The following is a 25,982-nucleotide window of genomic DNA, read 5'->3' as shown; positions in this document are numbered from 1 at the left end:
CCTCTAACGTAACTTCAGTGTGGACAGGCCCACAAGAACTAGAATTAAGGTGATAATCCAAAAGCGCACAATAACCCGCGGCTCTGGCCAGCCTTTCAATTCAAAATGGTGATGAATCGGCGCCATACGAAATACCCGCTTACCACGTAACTTGTAAGAACCGACCTGAATGACCACTGAAAGGGTTTCGACCACGAACACCCCACCCATAATAAACAGCACGATTTCTTGACGCACAATGACCGCTAACGTACCTAAAGCTGCTCCTAGTGCTAAAGCACCAACATCGCCCATAAAGACCTGCGCGGGGTATGTGTTAAACCATAAAAAGCCTAAACCAGCGCCGACTAATGCCGCACAAAACACAACCAACTCACCGGCATTAGGAATATAAGGAATCAATAAGTATTCAGCATGATTGACGTTACCCGAAAGGTAAGCGAAGACGCCCAATGCACCACCCACCAAAACAGTAGGCAAAATAGCTAGCCCATCTAAGCCATCTGTCAAGTTCACCGCATTACTTGAGCCAACAATCACAAAATAGGTCAGCACAATAAAGCCAATGCCAAGCGGCAACGCGACATCTTTTAGGAAAGGAAAAATCAAGGTGGTTTCGGCGCTTGATTTGGCGTTGATAAACAACACCACTGCGGCTGCTAAACCAAATACCGACTGCCAAAAATATTTCCAGCGTCCAGGTAAGCCGCGCGAGCTTTTCTCTACCACCTTACGGTAGTCATCGACCCAACCAATGGCGCCAAATAGTAAGGTCACCAGCAGCACTACCCAGACATAAAGATTACTGAGATTAGCCCAGAGCAAGGTGCTGACTGCAATCGCCGCTAAAATCAACGCCCCACCCATGGTTGGAGTGCCCGATTTAGATAAATGGCTTTGTGGGCCATCGGTGCGAACCGATTGACCAATTTGCAGCCCACGCAAGGTGCGAATCATCCAAGGGCCGAGCCAAAGCGACAGCACCAATGCCGTTAACACCCCAAAAATGGCGCGCAAAGTAAGGTACTGCACCACCGCAAATCCTGAATAGAATTGCTCTAAATAGTTTGCCAATAGCAACAGCATTAATGGATCTCCTGTACATTCGCTAAACAGGCTTGAACCACGTGATCCATTGCAGCGCTTCGCGAACCCTTGACTAAAATTGTTTTTTCACCGCTTAACTGCGGCAGTAAGTGGGCTAATAATTCTGCCTGCGAGGCAAAAAAGTAAGCATTAGGCCCTTGATAGGCATTAACTGCTGCCTGTATTTCCTGACCGACGGCATACAACGCATCAACTCGGCCACTGGCATGTCGTCCAACTGCCGCATGCCCCTCTTGCGACCACTCGCCGAGCTCGCCCATATCACCTAACACTAAAATTCGCTCGCCCGCCGCTTGGCTTAATAAATCAATCGCCGCACACATTGACACGGGGTTGGCGTTATAGCTGTCATCAATCAGCGTAATACCAGCTAGCTGATGTCGCTGCATGCGCCCTGCCACTGCACGAATACTTTGTAGTCCCGCCACAATACTCGCCTGCTCAATGCCCAGGGCCTTGGCAGCCGCAGCCGCAGCTAATGCATTGGCAATATTATGTTGGCCTAGCAACTGCAGCTGAATCTCACCGAGTGACTGCCCTTGATAACACAATTGAAAACGGCTGCCCTGTACTGGATCCAGCACAATATCTGCGGCATACCAGTCCGCTGCTGTATCTTGCAATGAAAAGCTCGACACCTGCCGTTGGCCTGCGCGCTGTTGCCACTTAGCATAGGCAGCATCATCTAAGTTCAGCACCACCTGCTGTACTGAATCACAGCCATCAATAATCTCGCCTTTGGCCTGCACAATATTGTCCAAACCACCAAATTCGCCAATATGGGCATTGCCAGCATTGGTAATGATTGCAACGCTAGGTGCCGCTAACTGTACGGTGTAATTAATTTCACCTAGATGTGAAGCGCCTAGCTCAATCACTGCAGCGTGGTGAGTTTGATTCAACTCCAATAAGGTAAAGGGCACGCCCAGCTCATTATTTAAGTTACCGCGCGTGGCCAACACAGCATCGGCACCCAATGCTGCCCGTAAAATACTGGCCAACAACTCTTTAACTGTCGTTTTACCGCTGGAGCCGGTTACCGCAGCGGTCAACCCATGAAACTGCTGGCGATTATTTTGCGCCAGCTTAGCCAGTGCCTGACGCGTATTTGCCACCTGCAGCTGAGGTAAATCAACACTAGGATCCACCTGCTCCACCACTGCAGCAATTGCGCCTTGCTTGGCAACTGCCGGCAAAAACTGGTGTGCATCAAAGCGCTCACCTTTTAACGCGACAAAAACATCGCCTGGCTGCACCGCGCGACTATCCGTTGTCAGCCGTAATACAGGTGTTTCAACCGGTCCCACGGGTACAATGCCCAGCACAGTAGCCAGACTTCCTAAGGTATACCCCTTAAACATGTTTAACTTCCCACTCAGCAAGCTGTAATTGCGCTTGCTCTAAATCAGAATATGGATGCTTAATGCCGTTAATATCCTGATAATTTTCATGTCCCTTTCCCGCAATCAACACCACATCACCTGAAGCGGCCTGTTGGACTGCAGCGGCTATCGCACTTGCCCGCGGAGAGACCTCTTGTGCCTTAGTAAGTTCAGTTATACCAGCCAACATTTGCTGTCTAATCACCGCGGGATCTTCTAAACGTGGATTGTCATCGGTAATGATAACTTGATCGGCTAGCTTTGCTGCGGTCTGTGCCATCAGTGGCCGCTTACCGGTATCCCGATTGCCGCCACAGCCCACCACACAGATCAATTGATGCGGCGGACTAACATGCACCCGTAATGCTTTAAGAACCTGAGCTAGGGCATCGGGCGTGTGGGCATAATCCACCACCACTAACGGTTGCTGCTCGCCGCCAAAACGCTGCATCCGCCCAAGTGGTGCTTGCAATAAAGGCAACACCTGTAAAATCTCTGACAATGAGCGGCCTTGAACCAACAAGGTAGCAATCACCGCCAATAAATTACTGAGGTTAAATGCACCCAATAGCGGGCTACGCAGCACACCCTCACCATGGGGCGTTACAATCTCGGCCTGAATTCCTAAATGGCTAAAGCGCACATTTTTAGCAAATACCGTCGCGCTAGGGTCTTCACAACTGTAGCTGTAGCACTTAGCAGTCTTAACTTCAGCTAATAACTGACGACCTAACGCATCGTCTTGATTAATTACTGCGGCCTGCAAACTCCGCCAATGAAAGAGCTGTGCCTTAGCAGCGGCATAACTTTGCATATCACCGTGGTAGTCCAAGTGATCTCGCGTCAGATTAGTAAACACTGCCACATCAAATTCAACAGCAGTTACTCGCCCCTGATCCAATGCATGGGAAGACACCTCCATCGCTACCGCACGGGCGCCCTGTGCTTTTAATTTAGCTAAGCCCGCTTGTACTGCAATAGGGTCTGGCGTGGTGTGCGTGGATTCTTGCAAGTCACCAAAAAAACCAACACCCAAGGTGCCAATCACCGCACAGGGCTGACCTAACTTAGTCGTGGCTTGAGCAAGTAACTGAGTGACGGTACTTTTACCGTTAGTCCCAGTTACCCCAACCATTTCTAGACTACGGCTTGGCTCACCATAAAAGGTAGCAGCTAAGGCTGACAGTTGTGGCTGCAAGTTCTCTACCGCAATTAACTGCGCTTCACTGTCTTGCATCTTTGGTGCATCTAGCGCTTCATAAGCCACTGCTGCTGCACCTTGCTTAATCGCTTGGGCGATATAGTCTCGCCCATCACTTAATAAGCCTGGAACAGCAAGAAATAAGTCTCCAGGCAAAACTTTACGGCTATCAAGTGTTAACTCTCGAATGAGTAAGTCACTACCCGCTTGTGGCAGCAACTGTTTCAGTAACATTGGCATTAGTGTTGCCCCTTAGCGGTACTGGCCGTATTTGGCAAATCATCGGGTACAATATTCAGCAGGCGTAATGCGCCGGAGGCGACGTTGGCAAATAATGGCGCAGCAACCCGCCCACCATAATAAGAAATAGCTGGATCAGGCTCATCGACCACAATTACTACTGAAATCTGTGGATCAGACAGTGGCGCAATACCAGCAAAAAAAGAACGATACGAGTTTTGGGTATATCCCCCACGACCGGAAATTTTCTTCGCGGTACCACTTTTACCGCCTACTACATAGCCCGGCACCTTAGCGCGGTTCCCCCCCGAGTTAGGGACCTCGACAACCTGGCGTAACATGTCCTGCACTTCACGGGCAGTTTTTTCTGACATTACCCGCGTACCTCTCGGCATATTTTTGGCATCACGTTTAACCAATGACAACGGCAGCTTGACCCCATTATTGCCTAGCACCGCATAGGCGCCAGCTAACTGCAAGGCAGTAATGGATAATCCATATCCATAAGATAACGTAGCGGTTTCAACATCAGGCCACTTGCGCCGTGGATGCAGACTACCTATTTGCTCACCTGGGAAACTGAGTCCAGTATCTTGCCCAAAGCCCACTCCTTGCATCATTTCATACAGGGCCTCACCGCCAATATTGAGTGCAATTTTACTCACACCCACGTTACTAGACTTCATTAAGATTGTTGCCAGATCAAACACCCCAGCCCGTGATACGTCGCGAATCGTAAAGCGGCCAATGCGCATACTGCCTGGACGCGCATCCACCGTAGAGCGCGTAGTCCAGCGCCCACTTTCTAAAGCAGCAGCAATCGAAAACGGCTTCACTGTGGAACCTGGCTCAAAGGTGTCAATCATGGCTCGATTGCGTAGCATTTGCGGCTCAAGCCGAGAACGGTTATTAGGGTTATAGGTTGGATGATTAACCATAGCCAAAATTTCGCCAGTTTTTACATCCAAAATCACCACTGAGCCTGCTTTAGCTTTAAACTCTTCTAAAGTTTTACGCAGTTCGCGATGGGCTAAGTATTGCAAGCGCAAATCAATGGATAATGCCAATGGACTACCTGGACGCGGATTTTGCACCACGCCTAAATCTTTAATTATCTGTCCATTGCGGTTTTGTAGATATTGGCGTTTGCCAGGAATCCCTGACAACATGTCATCAAAAGCCAGCTCAACGCCCTCTTGTCCGACCTCGTCAATATTAGTAAAACCGATAATATGCGCTGCCACTTCACCGGCCGGATAAAAGCGCTGGGACTCATCTTTACCCGACACGCCAGAGACTTTTAGCTTTAATACTGCCTCACCCTGCTCTGGGGTCAAACGTCGTGCCAAGTAAATAAAGCCTTTAGTTGAGTTAGCTTTAATTTTATTAGCTAAAGTTGCTGGGTCTTGTTTTAGTGCTTTTGCCAACTCATTCCAGCGCTCTGGCACCTGTACCAGCAAACGAGGGTCAGCCCAAATAGTCACTACAGGAGAACTCACTGCCAACGGCTCACCATGACGATCAGTCACTACTCCACGATGCGCCACCATCTCGCTGTTGCGTAAACTACGACGATCACCATGATCTTGTAAAAAATCATGCTCAACTACTTGCAAATAAACTAAACGTACAGCCAAGCCTAAAAACACTAAAAAAATACAAGCTAAAACAAAGTACATGCGCTTGTAATAAGGTAACGTCTTAATGGTGTTCATTATTTCACCATAATCACTTCGCCAGGCTCTGGCGTACGCATCTTTAAATCAGTTATAGCTAAAGCCTCAATCCGATTATGTGCAGTCCAAGTTGTTTGCTCTAACACTAACCGCCCCCATTCTGCCTGGGCTTCATCCTTGATTTTCATTTCGTCATATAAAGCTTTGACTAATTTACGACTCTCATGGGATTTCTGCGCAATACTGACCGCAGTTCCCATCACAAATAAAAAGGTTAATAAGATCGGTAAAGCCAACAACGGCAAACGCCGAGTAAATAAGGCACCGCCATTTGCCGGTCCGCGACTAGACTGAGGGCTCGGCTTAATCATTGCTTTTCCGCAACACGCATCACCGCGCTCCGCGAGCGAGGATTGGCTAATACTTCTTCGGCGCTGGCATACTGTGGCTTACCACAGGCTTTCAAAATAGGCTCAAAACGCTGGGTGATTACCGGCAAATCTCGCGGCAAATTATCTTGCTCACCCTTTTCCATACGCCGAATAAACTGCTTAACAATGCGATCTTCAAGTGAGTGAAAACTAATAACCACCAGTTTGCCACCAGGCTTTAATACCTTAACCGCCGCTTCTAAGCCTTGCTCTAAGTCGCCTAACTCATTATTGATAAAGATTCGAATCGCCTGAAAGGCTTTAGTCGCTGGATGTCGGCCTTTCTCCCAAGCCGGATGTGCAGCAGAAATAACTGCCGCCAGATCAGCCGTGGTAGTAAAGGCTTGTTGCTCACGGCGCTCAACCACTGCTTTAGCTAGACGCTTAGCAAAACGCTCTTCGCCGTAGGTTTTAAATACCTGTGCCAGCTGCTCTTGACTAACTTCGGCGATCCAATCTGCAGCACTGATACCTGATGCTGGATTCATCCGCATATCTAATGGGCCATCGTGCATAAAGCTAAAACCACGACTAGCATCATCTAATTGCGGTGAAGACACGCCTAAGTCGAGTAGAATCCCATCGACTTGAGCCGTTAACTGTTGCGATTCGATCTCCTGTGCTAAATCAGCAAAACTGCGCTGCACAATAGTAAAGCGGGGGTCTTCTTGAGCAAGGGTTAGGCCGGTTTGAATCGCTTGTGGATCTTTATCAAATCCGATCAAGCGCCCAGTTGCAGCGACCTGCTGCAACAGTAATCGACTATGGCCGCCACGACCAAAAGTGCCGTCGATATAAATCCCCTCTGGCTTAATAGCAAGCGCTGCCACTGCTTCGTTCAGCAGTACGGTGATATGTTTAAAGGTGTCGCTCATGCTTATAAAACCAACTCTAATAACTCACTGGATAGATCATTTTCACCACCCAGTGACTGTAAATCTTCAGTCCAAACAGCATCCCAGCACTCAGCGCTCCATAACTGAAAGCGGTTGAGCTGGCCTACTAAGGTCACTTCTTTAGTGATCTGTGCGTGTTCTCGTAATCGACTGGGGATCAAAATACGGCAATTAGCATCGAGCTCAACATCCACTGCGCTGCCTATTAGCAAACGTGATAAACGTCGAGTGTCAGCCCTCAAGGAAGGTAACTGAAGCAACTTAGCTTCGATTTTCTCCCACTCAGATAATGGGTAAAGGCTTAAACAAGGGTCGGTAAAATCAATCGAGACCACCATTTTTCCAGCACACCGCAACTCAAGCTCATCACGATATCGACTCGGTATCGTCAGCCTGCCTTTGCTATCTAAGTTACTGGAGGTAGTGCCTCTAAACACAGAAACGCCCTATTCAATCTATTTTATCACCTTAAAAACCACTTTCTACCACTTTTAGCCACTTCTGCACACTATAGAAATGCAACTGCCTAGCGTCAAGTAAAATGCGGTTAAATGGGCAACTTAAAGTTATTTGTAGAATTGATAGGGATACCGAAAAAACACGGCATCATCTACAGCAACTACACAGTCTGAGACTGCTTGCCATAGCCTATTGAGAAAAATAATGATCAGATAAGAAAGTATGAGTTGGCCTATAAGCCGGGTTCTGTCGTGGACAGTCATTCATCTAGGATGATTATCGCTAATCACCTCAAGCAACCTACCCGAATCCAGTGCGGGCCACACCTATTGGATTCCTATTTGGTCTTGCTCCCAGTGGGGTTTACCTAGCCATGAACTGTTACCAGTCATGCGGTGCGCTCTTACCGCACCTTTTCACCCTTACCGGCGCATAGCGCTTAGGCGGTTATTTTCTGCGGCACTCTCCGTAGGCTTTCACCTCCCAGGCGTTACCTGGCACTTTGCCCTATGGAGCCCGGACTTTCCTCCCCTTAAGTTACCTTAAGCGGCGACTGTCCAGCCAACTCAGCGCGACAGAATAAAGATTGCTCAGCCGGTTAGCAAGCTCTTTAGCGGATAGCTGCTAATAAATGCTTCAAGGTAGGATAATAATGATCTGTTAATTCTGGCCATAAATTATCCGGTGTATTCACCAGCACTGAACGCGCATTGGCGGCCCTGGCAAAACGCAGATCAAAATGAAAGTCGCCGACCATCACTAAACGCTGGACAGGCACCGACCACTGCCTGGCTAACTGATGCAATAAATAAGGATCTGGCTTAGGAGGCGCACACTCGCGACCAAAAATCATTGTGTCTGCTAATAGGTGCTCAACACCAATGGCAGCCAAAGTTATGTGTGCTAGTGCCTTTGTATTACGCGTTACCACAGCGATCTGTGCTTGTTGCTCAACCAGATGCTGCAATAACACTTGTACGCCCGGCGAAGCCACTGAGTTAGCTGCCACTTCAGCTTCATATGCTTGCAGCCATTGATGCTTAGACTGCGCTTCAGTGGCCGGTAGCTTAGCTAACTCGGCCAAAATATCTGAGCCAGAAGGCAAGCCCAATTGCTGGCGCACATACTCAAAGTCATGGGCATCAACCGTTAATGTACCATCCATATCAAACACCCAATACTGATGAGCACGTAATAACTCAGACATTGTCTCTTTTAGCCTCTCTGTTTAACTCATACTCTTACGATCTTTCCAATCTTCACGCATACGAATCAAGCCTTCTTGCGCAGTTGAGGCAACCAATACCCCCTCACGATTAAAAATATGCGCTCTTGAGTAACCACGACCATGACCAGCCCATGGACTTTCCATGGAGTATAATAACCAATCATCCATGCGCACTTGATTATGAAACCAAATCGAGTGATCTAAGCTCGCCACCTGCATAAAGGGCTGCCAAATTGATACTCCATGGGGAATCAAGGAAGTAGTTAACAAACCAAAGTCGGAAGCATAAGCCATCAGGTATTTATGCAAAGTCGGATTATCCGGCAGTGGCGCGCAGGCTTTAAACCAGACCTGCTTAACCGGCTCGCCAGCCGCAGGATCCAAGGGATCTAAAATCTGTACCGGACGCGTCTCAATCGGCTTGGGTCGCAGCATTTTTTCGCGTTTATCATCAGGCAACTCACCAGCTAGGTATTCGGCAATAATGGTTTCTGGCGCCAACTCTTCTGGCATTGGCACCTTAGGCATTACTGGCTGATGGGTAAAACCTTCTTCGGCATCATGAAAAGAAACACTACAGGTAAAAATAGTTTTACCATTTTGAATGGCTGTTACGCGACGGGTACTAAAGCTACCACCATCGCGCACACGCTCCACCTCATAAACCACTGGTTTAGTGGCGTCACCTGGACGTAAAAAGTAGCCATGCATCGAGTGCGCTTGACGACTAACCTGCACCGTTTTAGTCGCTGCCGATAACGACTGTCCTAGCACTTGCCCGCCAAACAGTTGGCGAAAGCCCAAATCTTGACTGGCGCCGCGAAACAGGTTTTCTTCAATGGTCTCCATATCCAACAAAGAAACTAAGCTATCAAGTACCGCACTCATGGAAACTCCTCTCGTATTCAAAATCCAAACCAATTAACAAGCAAAAGCCTAGATTTTACCCTGTTTCGGTTTTTTTGTTAAAAAACTTGGGGCTTGACGAACTTTATTAACCTTGGGTTTCACTATATCCGGCGCTGCTGGCTTAGCCACACTGGGCTTTTTCCGTTGTTTACTCAAAACACCTTGGCTTAAATGGGTATCGGGCACCCGATGCTCAGGGACAAAGCCAAGCACTTCTTCGCGCTTAAATAACCGCCCCTGCAACCGCTCAATTGCCAGCAGCTTCTCTACCTCATCAGCCGCCACCAGACTAATCGCCACGCCCATTAATCCGGCGCGACCTGTGCGCCCGATACGGTGCACATAATCTTCCGCCTGATCTGGCAGCTCAAAATTCACCACCAAGGGTAAGGCGGCTATATCTAACCCACGAGCAGCCACATCGGTGGCAATTAAATACTGCACGGCACCTGCCTGAAACTGGCGCAAGGCCTCCAAACGCTGTGCCTGAGTACGCTCACCGTGTAAGGCCGCGGCATGATAACCCTGCGCCTGCAAGACGCCCAGTAACTGATTCGCCATGCGCTGGGTGCGCACAAAAATTAGCGCTTGCTGGCGCTGATGCGCGGGTCGAGCCAATAGCTGTAGCAGCAATTCAGTTTTTTGCTTTTTATCAACCACCAGCATTTGCTGGGTAATATGCGCTTGCTCAAGCGCCGCACTGGCCAACTCAATCGTCAGCGGCTGCTGCAATAGCTGCTCAACTAAAGCATTCAAACGTATCGAGCGGGTAGCAGAAAAACATAACACTTGCTTGCGTCTAGGCAACGCCCGCAAAATTGCATTCACCTCGTCGCTAAAACCAAGATCTAGCATCCGATCCGCTTCATCAAGCACCAAGGTTTGCACACCATCTAACTGCAATGCGCGCTTGTGCATTAAGTCCAGTAAACGTCCAGGCGTGCCAATCAGAAAGTCGAGCCCTTTGCGTAATGCCAACATTTGCGGGTTGATGCTGACACCGCCATAAGCAGTCAGTGCAGATAATGGATGACCAAAGCTTAGACTCATTAAAGTTTGATAGACCTGCTCAGCTAACTCACGGGTCGGCACCATAATCAGCACCTTGGTTTTATTACTCTCGCGTCTGCTCGCAGTAGTTTGCCAGCGCTGCAATAGCGGTAATAGATAGGCTAAGGTTTTACCACTGCCAGTGGGCGCTAGCGCCAGTATATCTTGCCCTTTAAGTAGCGCAGGAATCCCGCGCTGTTGAACTTGAGTCGGCTGTGCAAGCTGTAGTTCAGCCAAGCGCTCTAACCAAGGATTAGTAATACCTAAAGATTGAAAGCCATTCATGAAAGTTTTTCCTAAAAAGTGAAGCCAGCCAAAACTTTTCGCTAGCGGCTGTTGCTTATTTAATGTGACCTAGCTACCTTGCGCAAAGATTAATCAACGTAGTTACAGGGAAATATTCATGATGGCATTGACCGCAACGCGTACCTTCCTACTGACGTTAATGGCGCTTATTGTAACGCTTAGCGCCACCGGCTGCGCAAGCCGATCGGCCGCCCTGCAATCTCCCGAGATCCAATTAGTCGACGCCGAAGTAGTACGCGCCAAACTCTTAGAGCAAGAGTTTTTATTACGTTTTCGAATTGATAATCCCAACGACAGCCCGTTATCTCTGCGACAAATCAACTATCAATTGAACTTAAATGACATTCCTCTGGCTACCGATCAGCGCAATATTAACCTGAACGTACCCGCACACCAGTACGCCTACCTCGAGTTGCCTGTGTTTACTAACCTGTGGCGACACCTAAAAACTTTAATTAGCGCCATCAAACAACCCACAGAGCCGGTGCAGTATTCACTGCAAGCTGAAGTAAGTACTGGTAGACTTTTCCGCCAATCGTTTAACGTGCAACGTAACGGCACCCTGACTCCCGATAGTTTTTAATGGTTATTTATGCTTAATCACTCCACCTCTTTGATTTTTTGGCTAATTATCGCGCTCCTGATTATTGCCACCTTAAGTGCCTACGCCCTGATACTGTGGAAGCGGGTATGGCACAACCAAGCGACAACCAAACAGGTAACTGAAGCGCGCTTACAGTCAATTAAAAATGATTTAGTGATTATTGCCAAATCTTACCAAGCCCATCAGTTGCCAACGATTGAAGGCGCTATTCGGCTTAAAGTGTTGCTCGATAACTTCGATCCGCTGTACTCACAACAGCCTGAATTTCACGTGCTACATCAAATCTACGAAGCCACCCAGCACATCCCAACCCATGATGCTTGGAAAGCCTTACCTAAAACCGAGAAAAAACAGTACGAACAGCTATTTAGTCAACTAGAAAGCACACACCAACACGCACTGAACCTTGCCGTTGAGGCGTTACTCAAGAGTCTAACGCGCCCTTCTTAGACTCGGCATACTAGGCTTGCTCCGCCAAACGATCAAACAAACTAAAAATCGCTGCCGCTGCAAAGCCACGATAGGCTAGAAAGCGCAATTGTTTAGCTTTTTCTTTCTGATCTTGGGGCAACTGGCCAAATTTTTTCTGCCACACCTGTTCCAGCACAGCCGACCAATCGCCCTCAAAGTTGGTCAACCCTTCAGCAATCAGCTCCTGCGAAATGCCTTTATGTTGCAACTCCTCACGGAGTCGAAGCGGTCCTTTACCAGAATAAGCACGACCACGGATAAAACTTTCAACAAAACGCTCATCACTCTGCAGGCCTTGGGCTTGTAAGCGCTCAATTACAGCCTGAATCACTGCAGGGGCAAATTCGCGCTGAGCAAGCTTTTGCCCTAGCTCTGCCGCACTATGCTCTCTTCTTGCCAATAAGTTCATCGCTGCAAAACGTGCTTGACTGACAGCTTGCTCATCTACCATGCCTAGCTCCTTATGCCTATTTTCTTCTACAAAAAAGCCTTGCTAGCAGCACGCTAAGCAAGGCTTAAAGGGGACTCTAATTAGCTATTCTTCAGGTGACTGTTCTGGTTCTTCTTCTGTCGCTGCTGCCGGTGGCACTACCGATAATAGTTGCTCACGAATTTGTTTTTCTAAACTGGCGCATAGCTCTGGGTTTTCTTCTAAATAACGAGCCGAGTTGGCCTTACCTTGACCAATTTTTGTGCCTTGATGGCTATACCAAGCACCGGCTTTATCGAGCAACCCTAGCTGTACACCCAAATCAATAATTTCGCCGGTACGATAAATTCCACGACCATACATAATCTGGAATTCAGCCTGACGGAATGGTGGCGCCACCTTGTTTTTCACCACTTTTACCCGTGTTTCGCTACCGGTGATTTCATCACCCTCTTTAACTGCGCCAATCCGGCGAATATCTAAACGCACCGAAGAGTAGAATTTCAGTGCATTACCGCCGGTAGTGGTTTCAGGGTTACCAAACATAACCCCGATTTTCATCCGAATTTGGTTAATAAAGATCACCAAGCAATTGGCATTTTTGATGTTACCGGTGATTTTACGTAAAGCTTGACTCATTAAGCGCGCTTGCAGTCCGACGTGGGTATCCCCCATTTCGCCTTCAATTTCGGCTTTAGGTACTAGCGCGGCAACTGAGTCCACCACAATCACATCAACGGCGTTAGAACGCACTAACATGTCGGTGATTTCCAGTGCTTGCTCACCAGTATCTGGCTGGGAAACTAACAGATCATCAACATTGACTCCCAACTTGCCTGCATACTCAGGATCTAGCGCATGCTCAGCATCAACGAAGGCACAGGTTGCCCCTTGTTTTTGGGCTTCAGCAATGACCGATAGTGTGAGCGTGGTTTTACCAGAGGACTCAGGCCCATAAATTTCAACAATACGGCCCTTAGGTAAACCACCAATGCCTAAAGCGATATCCAGCCCTAATGAACCCGTTGAGATCGCAGGAATTGCTTGACGCTCGTGATCACCCATCCGCATCACCGCGCCCTTACCAAACTGACGCTCAATTTGGCCAAGCGCTGCCGCTAGCGCGCGTTTTTTATTCTCATCCATTATGAAACCTCATGCATACTTAGGGCTTTCGCCATTACTGTATAGTTAACCAGTATTATCACTGATTTTAATTCGAGGTGCAAACCTTTTCCTCATTCAGTCTAGTAGCTTATCGGTTTCCAGCAACTGAATTAACCCCTTAAGTGCAGTCTGTACCGTGTACGCCCGCACCTGCTGCCGATCTCCAGCAAATACATAGGTATGGGTATAACTTATTGCCCCTTTACACCAAGCAAAACAGACAGTACCTACCGGCTTTTGTGGCGTACCACCACCAGGCCCTGCAATGCCACTCACTGCAACCGATAACTCAGCTTGCGCCCTAACAAGCGCTCCTTCAGCCATGGCTTTAGCCACAGGTTCACTGACAGCACCATAGCTGACTATCGTTTGCTCAGGCACCGCCAGCAGCGCTTGCTTTTGCGCATTGGAATAGGTAACCCAACCCGCTTCAAACCACGCTGAACTACCGGCAATCCGAGTGATTGCCTCAGCAATTCCACCGCCAGTACATGACTCAGCGGTGGTAACAACTGCTTGTTGCGCCAGCAGCAACTCTCCAAGCCTAGCCGCCAGCTGAGTAATCTGTGATTGATCGCTTGGCATCCTTAATCTCACTCGATATGTTTACGTTTATAGGGATACACATCGATCACTTTGCCGGCCAAAATGGCGTCTTGTAAACTTTTCCAGTATTTGGCAGTAAACAGATCGCCATGCAGCTTGCTAAAGATCCGGCGCAATTTGATATCAGTAAACAAAAATCGGGGAAACTCCTCAGGAAACACATCATTTGGCGCTACCGAGTACCAAGGCTCTGCGGCAAATTCATCTTCTGGATAACGTGGCTCTGGGATATCGCGAAAGTTTATTTCAGTCAGATAACAGATTTCATCATAGTCATAGAAAACCACGCGACCATGGCGGGTAACACCAAAGTTTTTCAACAGCATGTCGCCTGGAAAAATATTGGCCGCCGCTAACTGTTTAATTGCCATGCCATAATCTTCTAGCGCATTTAGGGTTTGCTCTTCACTGGCATTTTCTAAGTAAATATTCAGCGGAATCATTCGCCGCTCAGTCCAGCAGTGTCGAATCAGCACCTCATCATCCTGCACCTCAACCGTACTGGGTGCATCTTCAAGCAGCTCGGCTAAACACTCAGGATCAAACTTCTCCTTAGGAAAGCGCAAATCCGTAAACTCTTGAGTATCGGCCATACGCCCCACTCGATCCACGTGCTTAACTAGGCGATAACGATCCAAGACGGTCGCTCGATCAACGGTTTTAGAAGGCGAGAAGCGATCTTTTATCAGCTTAAATACCGTACTGAAGCCTGGCAGCGTAAAGACCGTCATCACCATGCCTCGAATCCCCGGCGCCATCATAAAGCGATCATCAGTGGTTTCTAAATGGCGACGTAAATTACGGTAAAACTCCGTTTTACCTTGCTTGTAAAAACCAATTGAGGTGTAGAGCTCAGAAATATCTTTACGCGGTAAAATACGCTGCAGAAAGTTAACAAACTCAGCCGGATACGCCACGCGCACCATAAAGTAAGAACGGGTAAAGGAGAAGATAATCGATACCTCCGCCTCATCGACAATCGCCGCATCTAACCGAATCCCTTCGCCCTCACGATTAACAATGGCGATCACTAACGGCCATTGCTCGTCTTGGGTAAAGATGCGCCCCACCACATAGGCACCCTTATTGCGGTACAACCGAGAGCTGTATAACTCAATGGTTAGGTCGGTATCTTTGCAGACCCAATCGGGCAAGTTTTTACGCAGCTGAGCCTCTAAGCGCTCGACATCACCGGCCTGATCAGCATAGGGCACGCTAAACTGGTAGTCTTCAGAAATTTTTTGCAGCGCTGCGTGCAGATCACCTTGAGGTCGATAAATTCGAATTTGCATGGGCGTGTCATTGCGATGCAGTTCCGCTCGAGTACTGGTCACAAACATGCATTCATCAGTGATTAAATCATGACTAAATAAGGAGTTAAAAATCGAGTTAAACCACGTTTCGGATAACTCATCATCCAGCCTTAAATCAATTTGCCCAATATAGGAGCGTTTTATATCTGGCCAGCAGTCAATATTCAGTAACACCGCTTCGCCATAATCGTTAATTAATTGATCACGGGTAGTGGCTACACACTCTTTATAGAGTTGAATTCGAGCGGCGGCGGCTTGTTGGATTTCTTGCCACTGAGCTTGCTCAAAACGCTTACGCGCCTCATTGGTAATATCACGAAAGCGATCGCGATAATCATCAAAGCCTTCAAGTATTTGCCGCGCTAAGGCAACGGCAGGACAGGCAATAACCATAGATACAGTCCTTGAGAATAAAGTAAATAACCTGAGCTTACCGAGAGAACAGCAACTGCAGCAAGTTTCTTTGCAACAGACTAGCTCTCTGCCAGCGCAGCAGCCTCTTCTACGTTAACCGCAACCAAACGAGAGCAACCTGGCTCATGCATAGTGACCCCTAATAACTGATCGGCTTTTTCCATAGCGATCTTATTGTGGGTGATATAAATAAACTGCACGCTATCTGACATTTCTTTAACTAGATTGGCATAGCGCCCCACGTTAGCGTCATCTAAGGGCGCATCCACCTCATCGAGCATGCAAAATGGTGCAGGATTTAATTGAAAAATCGCAAACACTAAAGATAACGCGGTGAGCGCTTTTTCACCGCCCGACAATAAGTGAATGGTGCTGTTTTTCTTGCCTGGTGGCTGGGCCATAATCGCCACTCCGGTGCTTAATAAATCATCACCGGTTAGCTCTAAGCTGGCATTTCCACCACCAAACACCTTAGGAAATAAACGCTGCAAACCACTATTTACTCGCTCAAAGGTGTCGCGAAAACGCTGACGCGTTTCCTGATCAATTTTCTCAATCACCGTTTGTAGCGTATGCAATGCTTCGTTCAGGTCGGCATCTTGGGCATCCAGATAAGCTTTGCGCGCAGACTGCAACTGAAACTCTTCAATGGCGGCTAAGTTAATTGCACCTAAGCGCTCAATGGCTTCGGCCACCTGTTGCAGCTCTTGTTCCCAATCACTGATCACTGCGCTTGCGGGGAGCAACTCAAGTAACGCGGCTAGAGCAAAACCACTGTCTTGAACCTGCTCTTGCTGATTATCCCGCCGCACCATCAACTCATGCCCTGCTAATTGAGCCTGTTGCACACTGTCACGCAACTGCTGCACCCGCTGCTCAAAAGTTAAGCGTGACTGTTCTTGTTGGCGCAATTGCGCGGTTATCTGCTCTAACTGCTGCCGCACTTCGCGCAAGCCTTCATCGGCCAGCAAGCGCTCGGCAAGCTGCTCTTCAAGTAGGGCTTGCAGCTCTGTTACCGGATCTCCTTGCTCAGCTAACTCGAGCTGTAATTGCTGATGCCGGCTACCGGCTCGCGCCACCTGTTGCGCAGTACGGGCTAAGGCTTGCTCAGTTGACTGACGCTGAGCACGCAAGGTGTTTAATTGCAATTCAAGCTGATGCTGGCTGTGCTGCGCCTGCTGTGCCTGTTGACGCAACATCCGCAGTTGCGCGGTTAACTGCTCGCGGGTATGCTCTAGCTTTTGTTTGTGCTGGGTGTGATCAGCCATCTGCTCAATGGCCTGCTCCAATGTGAGCCTTGCCTCGGCCAGTTGCTCTTGCTCAAGGCTAATGTTTTCCTCTAACTCACCCATTTCCTGCTGTAACTGCTGCTGACGTTGCTGCAACTGCTCCACTCGAGCCTGCAAAATACTACTTTGTGCCTGCTGCTGCGCCTGCTCGTTCGCCAATCCCTGTTGCGTAGCTAATAACTGTTGCCGCTGCTGCTCTAAATCCACTAACAGCGCCTGTTGCTGTTGCAAGGCTTGCTTGGCCCGGGCCAGCTCTTGGGTAAGCTGCTGCAGCTGTAATTCTAATGCTTGCAACTGCTGAGCACGCTGTAACACTCCCGCTTGCTGGGCATCTGCGGCAAAAAAACGTATAAAGCCGGCGCCTAACCAATAGCCTTCAGCAGTGACGATTGACTCTCCCGCCTGCAGCGTTGCCAACTGCGCTTGAGCTTGGGCGAAACTATCAGCCGTTTTAATCCCTGCCAGCCAAGGACTTAAATCATAGGCACACTTCACTTTTGCCAGCAGCTCATCTTCTGCTGCAGGCAGGGAAGCGGTGCTTGGCGTAATGAAACTGACGCTCTCCGGCGGTGCACTAGCAAAGGCAGCATAAGGTAGCGATGTACTACAAAAGCTTTGCAGCTGAGCGCCTAATAACGCCTCTAATATTGCTTCCCAGCCCGGTTCAACAGTTAATTGCTCAGCCAAGCTGGCTAGATTTTGCAACTGTTGTTGCTGCAACCACTGGACTAATTGCTGATTATCAGTGCCTAAAGCGGCTTCTTGTAAGGCTTGTAATGAAGCCTGCTGTCCAATCAAGCGCTGCTGAGCGGCGCTGTGCTGCTCGACTAACTGCAGACTCTGCTCAATTCGTGCATGTTGTTGGCTCAGCTGCTCCTGCACCCCTTCTAGACTGAGTGCCAGCTCGGCTTGCTGCTCAGCAAGTAGCGTTTGCTGCGCTACATTCTCGCTTAGGGCCTGTTGTTGCTGATGAATATTGAGTAGTTGCGCTTCATCTTGATGACGCCGTAAGCGTTCAGCATAACGACTCAGCTGCACTTCAGTTTGCTGAATGCGGTTTTGTTCAAGATCTGCCTGATGGAGCGCCGCTGCATGCTGCTCAGTAAACACCTCCCAGCTTTGTTGCCATTGCAGCTGCTCGGCCTCTAACGTCTCCAGTTCTAAGCGAAAAGCGGCTACCTGCTCTTGCTGTAAACGAGCTTCAGGTTCTAACTCAGCCAGCTCAGCAATTAAGCTTTCTAAGGTAAGCTGATCTTGTGCTAACTCTTCAGCCAAGCTGCGCTGTTGCTGTTCAGCCTCTAAGGCTTGTTGCTGCAACTTACGTTGTTGCTGATGATGATGGTTAATGCTTTGCTCAAGCTTGGCCACTTCAGCGCCAACACTATAAAACAAGGCTTGCTGTCGATTAAAGGCCTCGTTTTGCTCAAAGTGCTGCTGACGATACTGCTCAATCAGTGCATCGGCTTGGCGCTGCTCACTGATCAAGCGCTCTAATTCCAGCTCTTGTAACTGCAACGCCTGATCACGTTGCCGCACTTCGGCATCTAATGCCCGCCAACGCAGCGCCATTAATTGCGCCTTGAGCTGCCGTTCTTGGCTTTTTAATTCGGTATAAGTCTTAGCGTCCGCGGCTTGACGCTCTAAACGCTCGACTTGACGCCCCAACTCTTGGCGTAAATCAGTCAAACGCGCTAAGTTTTCTTCAGTGCGTCGAATACGATTTTCGGTCTCGCGCCGACGCTCTTTATATTTAGAAATTCCTGCGGCTTCTTCTAAAAAAATCCGCAGCTCTTCTGGCTTGGCCTCCACCAAGCGCGAAATCATTCCTTGCTCGATAATGGCGTAACTGCGCGGGCCTAAACCGGTGCCTAAGAAAATATCGGTAATATCTCGGCGCCGACACTTAGTGCCATTAAGAAAGTAGCTGCTTTGCCCATCGCGACTCACCAAGCGGCGTACCGAAATTTCGCTATAGGCTGCGTACTCGCCTAACAGACCGCCGGCACTGTTATCAAACACCAGTTCGATACTGGCTTGAGAGATAGGTTTACGGGTATTGGAGCCATTGAAGATGACATCGGTCATCGATTCACCGCGTAAATTTTTTGCCGAGCTTTCACCAAGTACCCAGCGCACTGCGTCAATCACATTAGACTTACCGCATCCGTTCGGGCCGACCACCGCGGTCATATTACTTGGAAAGTAAGCGGTGGTTGGATCCACAAAGGATTTAAAACCCGCTAAACGAATACACTTGAGACGCAAACCTAACCCTCAGCCAAAGATGCCAGCACTAATTCACAATTGTGCTGATTATACTCTTTAACCACTTCTTCAAGTAAGGGAATATCGCGTTCGCGCACCGCCATTAATAAGCGATCAAACTTGCGGGTAAAGCTGGCCATTTCATCCCGGCGACGCTCAAGCGCCATATGATAGGTACGACTAATCGCTGGAATCAGGTTTTCAATCGCCTGCATTAAAAATGGATTACCCGCAATTGGCCCAGCAGCACGTAAAATAGCAAAACTATGCTCAACAAAACCACGCAAGTTACGCTGCTGCATACTGTGCTCTAGCTGGCGTCTTACATCAACAAACACCATCAATTGTGACTCGGTTTGCCAACGCTGGGCGGTGAAGGTTCCCAGCTGGGTGTAAAGCATGCTGCTAAACTCGTACAGTGCTCCCACGTTTTCGGTGGTTAATTGTTTTACCTGGGCACCCCGACGCGGAAAAATATCCACTAACTGCTGACGCTGCAAAATAAGTAGCGCTTCGCGAACGGAACCACGACTGACCTGTAAATCAGCCGTAACCGCTTGCTCACGAATCGGTGTACCACTGGTTAACTCCCCACAAATAATTCGCTCACCTAAATTTGCAGCGATCTGTTCTGCAAGATTGCCCGAACTTTTCTGACTCATAGCTTCTCCCAACTACTCAGTGGCTGCCAATGCATTCACTCATTGATTTTATTATCGAAAGAACAACTCTATCTGAGCACCTTAAAGCATGAAGTATACCTATTTCACTGCTTGAGGTAACAACCAGAACTGCTCGTTCACGTGTCTTTAGCGCTGCTAATTAAGGTAAACTGCGGCTTTATGTTACTGCTAAATCACTAAGAGCTTGTTATGCCAGACCCCTTACACGCCAAACTCGAATGGGATGCTGAAGGTCTACCGTCCTCGACGGTGTTTGATGATGTGTACTTTTCCAAAGCCAATGGCCTAGCCGAAACCCGTTATGTATTTTTGCAGCACAATGGTTTTCCTGAGCGTTTTGCTAAGCTTGCACCCAATAGCTGCTGCACCCTTGGTGAAACAGGGTTTGGCACCGGGCTCAACTTTTTATGCACTTATCAAGCATTTTTAGCCGAGGCACCACCCACCGCACAGCTGCACTTTATTAGCGTAGAAAAATTTCCGCTGTCTGCTACTGATTTAAAGCAAGCCTTAGCTTTATGGCCCGAACTGGCAGAGCTGGCCGCTGAGCTCTGCGCTCAGTATCAAGCAGTGCAACCAGGCTTTCAGCACTTTATCTTTGCCGAGGGCCGGGTGCGCCTTACCTTAATAATTGATGATGCAATTCAAGGTCTTGCCCAGCTAGATGCTCAAGTCGATGCGTGGTTTTTAGATGGCTTTGCCCCTGCAAAAAACCCAGACATGTGGAATCAGCAGCTCTTCCAGCAACTGGCGCGCCTCTCTCACCCTCACACTACGTTAGCCACCTTTACCAGTGCCGGCTTTGTTCGGCGCGGCTTAATTGCCGCCGGTTTTGCTATGCAGCGTTGCCCAGGATTTGGTACTAAACGCGAAATGTTACAAGGCCAATTTAATGCGTGCAGCCTAAAGCACTCACCTTTACCTGCTTGGTTTGCCCGTCCCCGCGCAATGTCGACAGCACCACAAGCCATCGTGATTGGCGCCGGCTTAGCGGGGGCCGCCAGCGCTTACAGCTTGGCTATTCGCGGCTGGCAAGTGCAGGTGCTTGATCAAGCACCTGCACTTGCCAGTGCCGCCTCGGGCAATCATCAAGGTGTGCTGTATCTGAAACTCTCAGCCCACGGCACGGCCCTGACCGAGTTAGTACTTGCAGGTTTTGGCTATACGCGCCGCTGGCTAAGCCATCAACTAGACGCAAGCCATTGGGATGCCTGTGGCGTTTTACAGTTGGCGCATAACAGCAAAGCCCAAGCCCGTCAGCAAGAATTAACTCAGTGTTTTCCAGACTCACTGGTACAGGCGTTAAGCGCCGAGCAAGCCTCCACGCAAGCCGGTATCCCTTTGGATAAGCCTGCATTATTTTATCCGGAATCTGGCTGGGTCAGTCCGCGCGCATTGTGTCAGGCGCTGCTTACGCACCCCAATATTCAACTGCACTTAGGGCAAAGCGTAGATAGCCTTAAGTATCATCAGCAGCAATGGCAGCTGTATGCTCAGCAGCACCTATTGGCACAGGCCCCGGTGTTAATTATCGCCAATGCCCATCAGGCGCAGCATTTCGCCCAAACGGCACATTTACCGCTCAAGCCGATTCGCGGGCAAACCACCACGCTGCGCCCTTCTGCTCAGTCAAGGCAATTGCAAACGGTAGTCTGCGCCGAAGGTTATATTGCTCCGCCCTATTTAGGGCTACATACCTGTGGCGCTAGCTTCGATTTTCAGCAACACCACAGCCAATTAACCTCAAGTGAGCAACAGCAAAACCTGCAGCATGTGGCTGCGATTAATCCAGATTTAGCCGCCAGCTTAGCCAGCACCGAGCTCAGTGGGCATGCTGCATTTCGCTGCACCACCCCTGATTATTTACCCCTGATTGGCCCTGTGGCAGAGCCCGAGGCTTTTTTAACCGATTATGCGGCCCTCCGAAAAAATGCGAAGCGCACACTTAATGCACCCTGCACTTGGCAAACGGGCTTGTTTGTGAATTTAGGCCATGGTTCGCGCGGCTTAATTAGTGCCCCACTAGCCGGTGAGCTACTGGCCGCTTGGATTACCCAAGAAGCCTTACCAGTCAGCCACAATCTGGCTCAAGCCTGTCATCCTAATCGCTTTTTAGTGCGCCAGTTGATGAAAAACCTGTAACTTAACTTTTCCCTTAAGAACTCCAAGGACGACCGATGCTGCTACGCTTTGTTATCAAATCACTGCTGCTGCCACCTGGCGGTTTATTGCTGCTGTTACTGCTTGGAATACTGCTGCGCCAGCGACTGCCCAAACTGTCTAGCCTCAGTTTAGGCATCAGCTTTCTAGGCTTTTATCTGCTCGGCACCCCTGTACTGACTGAACACTTAGCCCGCTATTTAGAAACTGAACCGGCACTGCCGAAAGCCCAGTGGGCCCAGTTAGCACAGCAGGCAGATGCTATTGTGGTATTAGGCGCAGGTCGAGAATTTGCCGATCCAGCCTATGACCTTACCGACCAGCCCTCGGTCAATGCCTTGCAACGCCTACGGTACGCCGCACGTTTAGCTAAGGCCTCAGGTCTGCCTATCTTGACCTCTGGCGGACTGCACTTAGGCACTCGCGAGCCGAGCGAAGCCCAGATTATGGCCGATAGTTTGGCCCAAGATTTATCAGTACCGACTGAGTGGGTTGAAGGCAGCAGCCGTACCACCTGGGAAAATGCCACTGACTCTGCAGCAATCCTACTACCCCTGAACAAAACACGTGTGGTTCTAGTGACTCAAGCGTGGCATATGCCGCGCTCACGCTGGAGTTTTGAACAAGCAGGGTTTCAGGTGATTAGTGCCCCTTCCAACTTTTTAACCCCGATCAACCAACGACCGCTCGGTGGCTGGTTACCTGAGGCCCAAGCTATTTGGCACAATGTGCAACTGCTTAATGAACTAGCCGGCCAACTATTGTATCCCTATGCCTATAGCCGACCTAAGCCAAACATGAGTGACTCTGTTACAGAAAAACATTTAACCAGTTTTTCCCCTTAAAGGGCTGGCTCATGTATGCTAAGCAAATATTTTTAATACGCGCGATTTGTCGTAACTTCTTTCCCCATTCGCTTAAATATAAGCGGCTTTATTAGGCTTAGCAGTGCTTCGTGGTAGAAACCTCTGGCTCACTGCAAGATTACGCAAATACCAAGCATTGCCCGCGCGGCCACCGTTTTTTTAACTACTTTTGAAAAAAGAACCATGCAAGAACAGTATTTACCCCTTGAAGTTGAAGCCTCTGCGCAAGAGTATTGGGCAGAAAATAAATCCTTTGAAGTCACCGAAGATAGCAACAAAGAGCCCTATTACTGCCTCTCGATGTTTCCTTATCCCAGTGGTCGCCTGCATATGGGCCACGTGCGCAACTACACCATCGGTGATGTGATTGCCCGTTACCATCGGATGCTAGGTAAAAATGTCCTGCAACCCATGGGCTGGGATGCTTTTGGAATGCCTGCTGAAAACGCAGCGATTCAAAATAAAGTAGCGCCCGCTGAGTGGACCTACCAAAACATGGCCTACATGAAAGAGCAGTTTAATCGCTTAGGTTTGGCCATTGATTGGTCGCGGGAAATTACCACCTGCAAGCCTGATTACTATCATTGGGAGCAATTTCTGTTCACCCGCTTATATAAGCGTGGCATCATCTATCAGAAAAAAGGCACCGTAAACTGGGACCCAGTGGACCAAACGGTACTGGCTAATGAGCAAGTAATCGATGGCCGCGGCTGGCGCAGTGATGCGCTGGTTGAAAAGCGCGAAATCCCGATGTATTACTTTAAAATCACCGCCTATGCCGATGAGCTATTGGAAAGCCTAGATAATATGCCGGGCTGGCCAGAGCAAGTAAAAACCATGCAGCGTAACTGGATTGGTAAGAGCTTTGGGGCTGATATCGTCTTTGATTACGACGTTGACAGCATTGGTATGGCAGGTCAGCTTAAGGTCTACTCCACTCGTCCCGATACGTTAATGGGCGCAACCTATGTGGCAGTAGCGGCCGAGCACCCATTGGCTCAACGTGCCGCTGAAAACAATCCGAAGTTAAGTGATTTTATTGCTGAGTGTAAAGCAGGCTCTGTAGCAGAAGCCGATATGGCGACTATGGAGAAAAAAGGCTTCGCCACTGGCCAGTATGTTATTCATCCGCTCAACGGCAAAAAACTACCGGTCTTTGTTGCCAACTACGTGCTGTGGGGCTATGGCGAAGGCGCAGTAATGGCAGTTCCTGCCCACGATGAGCGCGACTTTGAGTTTGCTAACAAGTACCAGCAACCGATTATTCAGGTGTATCAGCCCAAAGACGGCGACAACACCTTCTCTAGCCAGCAATGGCAAGACTGGTATGCTGCAAAAGATGGCTTAGTCACCGTTAACAGCGAGCAATACAATGGCCTCAACTACCAAGAAGCCTTCGATGCAATTGTTGCTGAGTTAGAGAAAACACAACATGGTGAGCGCAAAACCCAGTTCCGTTTACGCGACTGGGGCATTAGCCGTCAACGTTACTGGGGCTGCCCGATCCCTATTATCCACTGCCCAAGCTGCGGTGATGTGCCGGTTCCAGAAGATCAGCTGCCGGTGGTATTGCCAGAAAATGTGATTCCTGATGGCGCGGGTAATCCTTTAAACAAAATGCCTGAGTTCTATCAGTGCCAATGCCCAACCTGTGGTGCCGACGCACGTCGTGAAACCGATACCATGGACACCTTTGTCGAGTCGTCTTGGTACTACGCGCGCTACGCCTCCCCACAGTACAACCAAGGCTTAGTTGAAAAAAATGCAGCTGATCACTGGCTACCTGTCGATCAGTACATTGGTGGTATTGAGCACGCAATTTTGCACTTACTCTATGCGCGCTTCTTCCATAAGCTGATGCGCGATGAAGGTTTAGTTAAAGGTGATGAGCCCTTCGCTAACTTGCTCACCCAAGGCATGGTGATTGCTGAAACCTACTATCGTCTGCAACCTAACGGCGCTCGGGTGTGGTACAACCCCACCGAAGTTGAGGTGGAGTACGATGCCAAAGGTAAGCCGGTATCGGCCAAGCTTTTAGCCGATGGCGAGCCGGTAGTAATTGGCGGCACCGAGAAAATGTCTAAATCAAAAAATAACGGTGTTGATCCACAGTTTATGATTGATCAGTACGGTGCCGATACCTGTCGTTTATTTATGATGTTTGCCGCTCCCCCCGAGCAAAACCTTGAATGGACTGACGCTGGAGTTGAAGGTGCAAGTCGCTATTTACGTCGTATTTGGCGTTTAGCCCATGCACACGTTAGCCAAGGTATCCCAGCCGCCCTTGAGCTAGCGAATTTAACCGATGCGCAAAAGGATATTCGCCGCGCTACTCATGCCGCCATTAAACATGCCAGCCAGGATGTGGGGCAGTTCCGCAAGTTCAATACCGCGATTGCACAAACCATGAGCCTGATGAATGTCTTAGAAAAAGCCCCGACTGCGACTGAGCAAGATCGCGCGCTGATTCAAGAAGGTTTAGAAGCCATTGTGTTGTTGCTGGCGCCTATCATTCCCCATATGTGCCATGTGCTGTGGAAGAACCTAGGTCACAGTACCGATGTGATTGATACCCCATGGCCAGTTGCCGATGAGTCTGCTCTAGTACAAGACACCCTGACGTTAGTGGTGCAAGTCAACGGCAAGCTCCGCGGACAAATTGAAGTTGCCGCTGACGCTTCGCGTGAAGCAGTAGAAGCCGAAGCACGTGCCAACGAAAACGTCCAACGCTTTACCGAGGGGCAAACCATCCGTAAAGTGATTGTGGTTCCAGGCAAACTGGTTAATATTGTTGCCAACTAAACTTAGCCCCATGCTGCACTTGGCCTA

General features: G+C 49.1%; 21 protein-coding genes and 1 other RNA gene. 5 read left to right on the top strand and 17 right to left on the bottom strand.

The window, feature by feature from the left end:
- Nucleotides 1–3 precede the first annotated feature (3 nt).
- From mraY to AKN87_RS00285, 11 genes are all read right to left on the bottom strand, one after another.
- Complete coding sequence (gene mraY, locus AKN87_RS00330; RefSeq protein ID WP_053101500.1) at nucleotides 4–1,086, bottom strand: phospho-N-acetylmuramoyl-pentapeptide-transferase; 1,083 nt, start codon at nucleotides 1,084–1,086, stop codon at nucleotides 4–6.
- Entirely contained in the window at nucleotides 1,086–2,468 is a 1,383-nt protein-coding gene (locus AKN87_RS00325) for a UDP-N-acetylmuramoyl-tripeptide--D-alanyl-D-alanine ligase (protein ID WP_053102137.1), read from the bottom strand. The genes mraY and AKN87_RS00325 overlap by 1 nt, the downstream gene beginning before the upstream one ends.
- On the bottom strand, nucleotides 2,461–3,930 hold the full coding sequence (locus AKN87_RS00320) for a UDP-N-acetylmuramoyl-L-alanyl-D-glutamate--2,6-diaminopimelate ligase (RefSeq protein WP_053102136.1): 1,470 nt from the start codon (nucleotides 3,928–3,930) through the stop codon (nucleotides 2,461–2,463). The genes AKN87_RS00325 and AKN87_RS00320 overlap by 8 nt, the downstream gene beginning before the upstream one ends.
- A complete protein-coding gene (locus AKN87_RS00315) occupies nucleotides 3,930–5,645 on the bottom strand; it encodes a peptidoglycan D,D-transpeptidase FtsI family protein (protein WP_053101497.1) in 1,716 nt (571 codons plus the stop codon). The genes AKN87_RS00320 and AKN87_RS00315 overlap by 1 nt, the downstream gene beginning before the upstream one ends.
- Complete coding sequence (gene ftsL, locus AKN87_RS00310) at nucleotides 5,645–5,977, bottom strand: cell division protein FtsL (protein ID WP_053101496.1); 333 nt, start codon at nucleotides 5,975–5,977, stop codon at nucleotides 5,645–5,647. The genes AKN87_RS00315 and ftsL overlap by 1 nt, the downstream gene beginning before the upstream one ends.
- The gene (gene rsmH / locus AKN87_RS00305) at nucleotides 5,974–6,912 is read right to left on the bottom strand and encodes a 16S rRNA (cytosine(1402)-N(4))-methyltransferase RsmH (RefSeq protein WP_096334870.1); all 939 of its coding nucleotides are present in this window, start codon (nucleotides 6,910–6,912) and stop codon (nucleotides 5,974–5,976) included. The genes ftsL and rsmH overlap by 4 nt, the downstream gene beginning before the upstream one ends.
- 2 nt (nucleotides 6,913–6,914) lie before the next feature.
- Complete coding sequence (mraZ, locus tag AKN87_RS00300) at nucleotides 6,915–7,370, bottom strand: division/cell wall cluster transcriptional repressor MraZ (protein ID WP_053101494.1); 456 nt, start codon at nucleotides 7,368–7,370, stop codon at nucleotides 6,915–6,917.
- A gap of 241 nt (nucleotides 7,371–7,611) precedes the next feature.
- Nucleotides 7,612–7,961: RNase P RNA component class A (gene rnpB / locus AKN87_RS12020), an RNA gene on the bottom strand.
- A gap of 41 nt (nucleotides 7,962–8,002) precedes the next feature.
- A complete protein-coding gene (locus AKN87_RS00295; RefSeq protein WP_053102134.1) occupies nucleotides 8,003–8,599 on the bottom strand; it encodes an HAD family hydrolase in 597 nt (198 codons plus the stop codon).
- Between the two features lie 21 nt (nucleotides 8,600–8,620).
- Nucleotides 8,621–9,508 (bottom strand): acyl-CoA thioesterase II, encoded by an 888-nt coding sequence (gene tesB / locus AKN87_RS00290; protein ID WP_053101492.1) that lies wholly within the window; start codon nucleotides 9,506–9,508, stop codon nucleotides 8,621–8,623.
- A 48-nt stretch (nucleotides 9,509–9,556) separates the two neighbouring features.
- Nucleotides 9,557–10,864: a DEAD/DEAH box helicase gene (locus tag AKN87_RS00285; RefSeq protein WP_053101491.1), complete on the bottom strand. Its 1,308-nt coding sequence runs from the start codon at nucleotides 10,862–10,864 to the stop codon at nucleotides 9,557–9,559.
- A 118-nt stretch (nucleotides 10,865–10,982) separates the two neighbouring features.
- On the opposite strand from AKN87_RS00285, the gene AKN87_RS00280 reads away from it, so the two are divergent.
- Together AKN87_RS00280 and AKN87_RS00275 are read left to right on the top strand one after the other, a co-directional pair.
- Nucleotides 10,983–11,468 carry an LEA type 2 family protein gene (locus AKN87_RS00280; RefSeq protein WP_053102133.1) on the top strand — a complete coding sequence of 162 codons (486 nt, stop codon included), beginning with the start codon at nucleotides 10,983–10,985 and terminating at the stop codon, nucleotides 11,466–11,468.
- 9 nt (nucleotides 11,469–11,477) lie between these two features.
- On the top strand, nucleotides 11,478–11,939 hold the full coding sequence (locus AKN87_RS00275) for a DUF2489 domain-containing protein (RefSeq protein WP_053102132.1): 462 nt from the start codon (nucleotides 11,478–11,480) through the stop codon (nucleotides 11,937–11,939).
- A gap of 10 nt (nucleotides 11,940–11,949) precedes the next feature.
- On the opposite strand, the gene AKN87_RS00270 is transcribed toward AKN87_RS00275, so the two are convergent.
- The 6 genes from AKN87_RS00270 to AKN87_RS00245 all read right to left on the bottom strand — a co-directional run bounded on the left by AKN87_RS00270 (nucleotide 11,950) and on the right by AKN87_RS00245 (nucleotide 20,106).
- Nucleotides 11,950–12,411 (bottom strand): regulatory protein RecX, encoded by a 462-nt coding sequence (locus AKN87_RS00270; RefSeq protein WP_053102131.1) that lies wholly within the window; start codon nucleotides 12,409–12,411, stop codon nucleotides 11,950–11,952.
- Nucleotides 12,412–12,495: 84 nt separating this feature from the next.
- Nucleotides 12,496–13,536: a recombinase RecA gene (gene recA, locus AKN87_RS00265; RefSeq protein WP_053101487.1), complete on the bottom strand. Its 1,041-nt coding sequence runs from the start codon at nucleotides 13,534–13,536 to the stop codon at nucleotides 12,496–12,498.
- Nucleotides 13,537–13,632: 96 nt separating this feature from the next.
- Nucleotides 13,633–14,142 carry a CinA family protein gene (locus AKN87_RS00260; protein ID WP_053102130.1) on the bottom strand — a complete coding sequence of 170 codons (510 nt, stop codon included), beginning with the start codon at nucleotides 14,140–14,142 and terminating at the stop codon, nucleotides 13,633–13,635.
- An 8-nt stretch (nucleotides 14,143–14,150) separates the two neighbouring features.
- On the bottom strand, nucleotides 14,151–15,869 hold the full coding sequence (gene aceK, locus AKN87_RS00255) for a bifunctional isocitrate dehydrogenase kinase/phosphatase (protein WP_053102129.1): 1,719 nt from the start codon (nucleotides 15,867–15,869) through the stop codon (nucleotides 14,151–14,153).
- Between the two features lie 80 nt (nucleotides 15,870–15,949).
- Entirely contained in the window at nucleotides 15,950–19,444 is a 3,495-nt protein-coding gene (gene smc, locus AKN87_RS00250) for a chromosome segregation protein SMC (protein ID WP_053102128.1), read from the bottom strand.
- Between the two features lie 2 nt (nucleotides 19,445–19,446).
- Nucleotides 19,447–20,106 carry a GntR family transcriptional regulator gene (locus AKN87_RS00245; RefSeq protein WP_053101483.1) on the bottom strand — a complete coding sequence of 220 codons (660 nt, stop codon included), beginning with the start codon at nucleotides 20,104–20,106 and terminating at the stop codon, nucleotides 19,447–19,449.
- Nucleotides 20,107–20,316: 210 nt separating this feature from the next.
- On the opposite strand from AKN87_RS00245, the gene mnmC reads away from it, so the two are divergent.
- From mnmC to leuS, 3 genes are all read left to right on the top strand, one after another.
- Nucleotides 20,317–22,269: a bifunctional tRNA (5-methylaminomethyl-2-thiouridine)(34)-methyltransferase MnmD/FAD-dependent 5-carboxymethylaminomethyl-2-thiouridine(34) oxidoreductase MnmC gene (gene mnmC, locus AKN87_RS00240; protein ID WP_053102127.1), complete on the top strand. Its 1,953-nt coding sequence runs from the start codon at nucleotides 20,317–20,319 to the stop codon at nucleotides 22,267–22,269.
- Nucleotides 22,270–22,304: 35 nt separating this feature from the next.
- Nucleotides 22,305–23,132, top strand: a complete 828-nt coding sequence (locus AKN87_RS00235) for a YdcF family protein (protein ID WP_053102126.1) — start codon at nucleotides 22,305–22,307, stop codon at nucleotides 23,130–23,132.
- Nucleotides 23,133–23,336: 204 nt separating this feature from the next.
- The gene (gene leuS / locus AKN87_RS00230; RefSeq protein WP_053102125.1) at nucleotides 23,337–25,955 is read left to right on the top strand and encodes a leucine--tRNA ligase; all 2,619 of its coding nucleotides are present in this window, start codon (nucleotides 23,337–23,339) and stop codon (nucleotides 25,953–25,955) included.
- Nucleotides 25,956–25,982: the final 27 nt, after the last annotated feature.

Origin of the sequence: Thiopseudomonas alkaliphila, from assembly GCF_001267175.1 — a bacterium.
GTDB classification, from domain to species: Bacteria; Pseudomonadota; Gammaproteobacteria; order Pseudomonadales; family Pseudomonadaceae; genus Oblitimonas; species Oblitimonas alkaliphila.
This window is presented reverse-complemented; position numbering and strand designations above follow the sequence as displayed.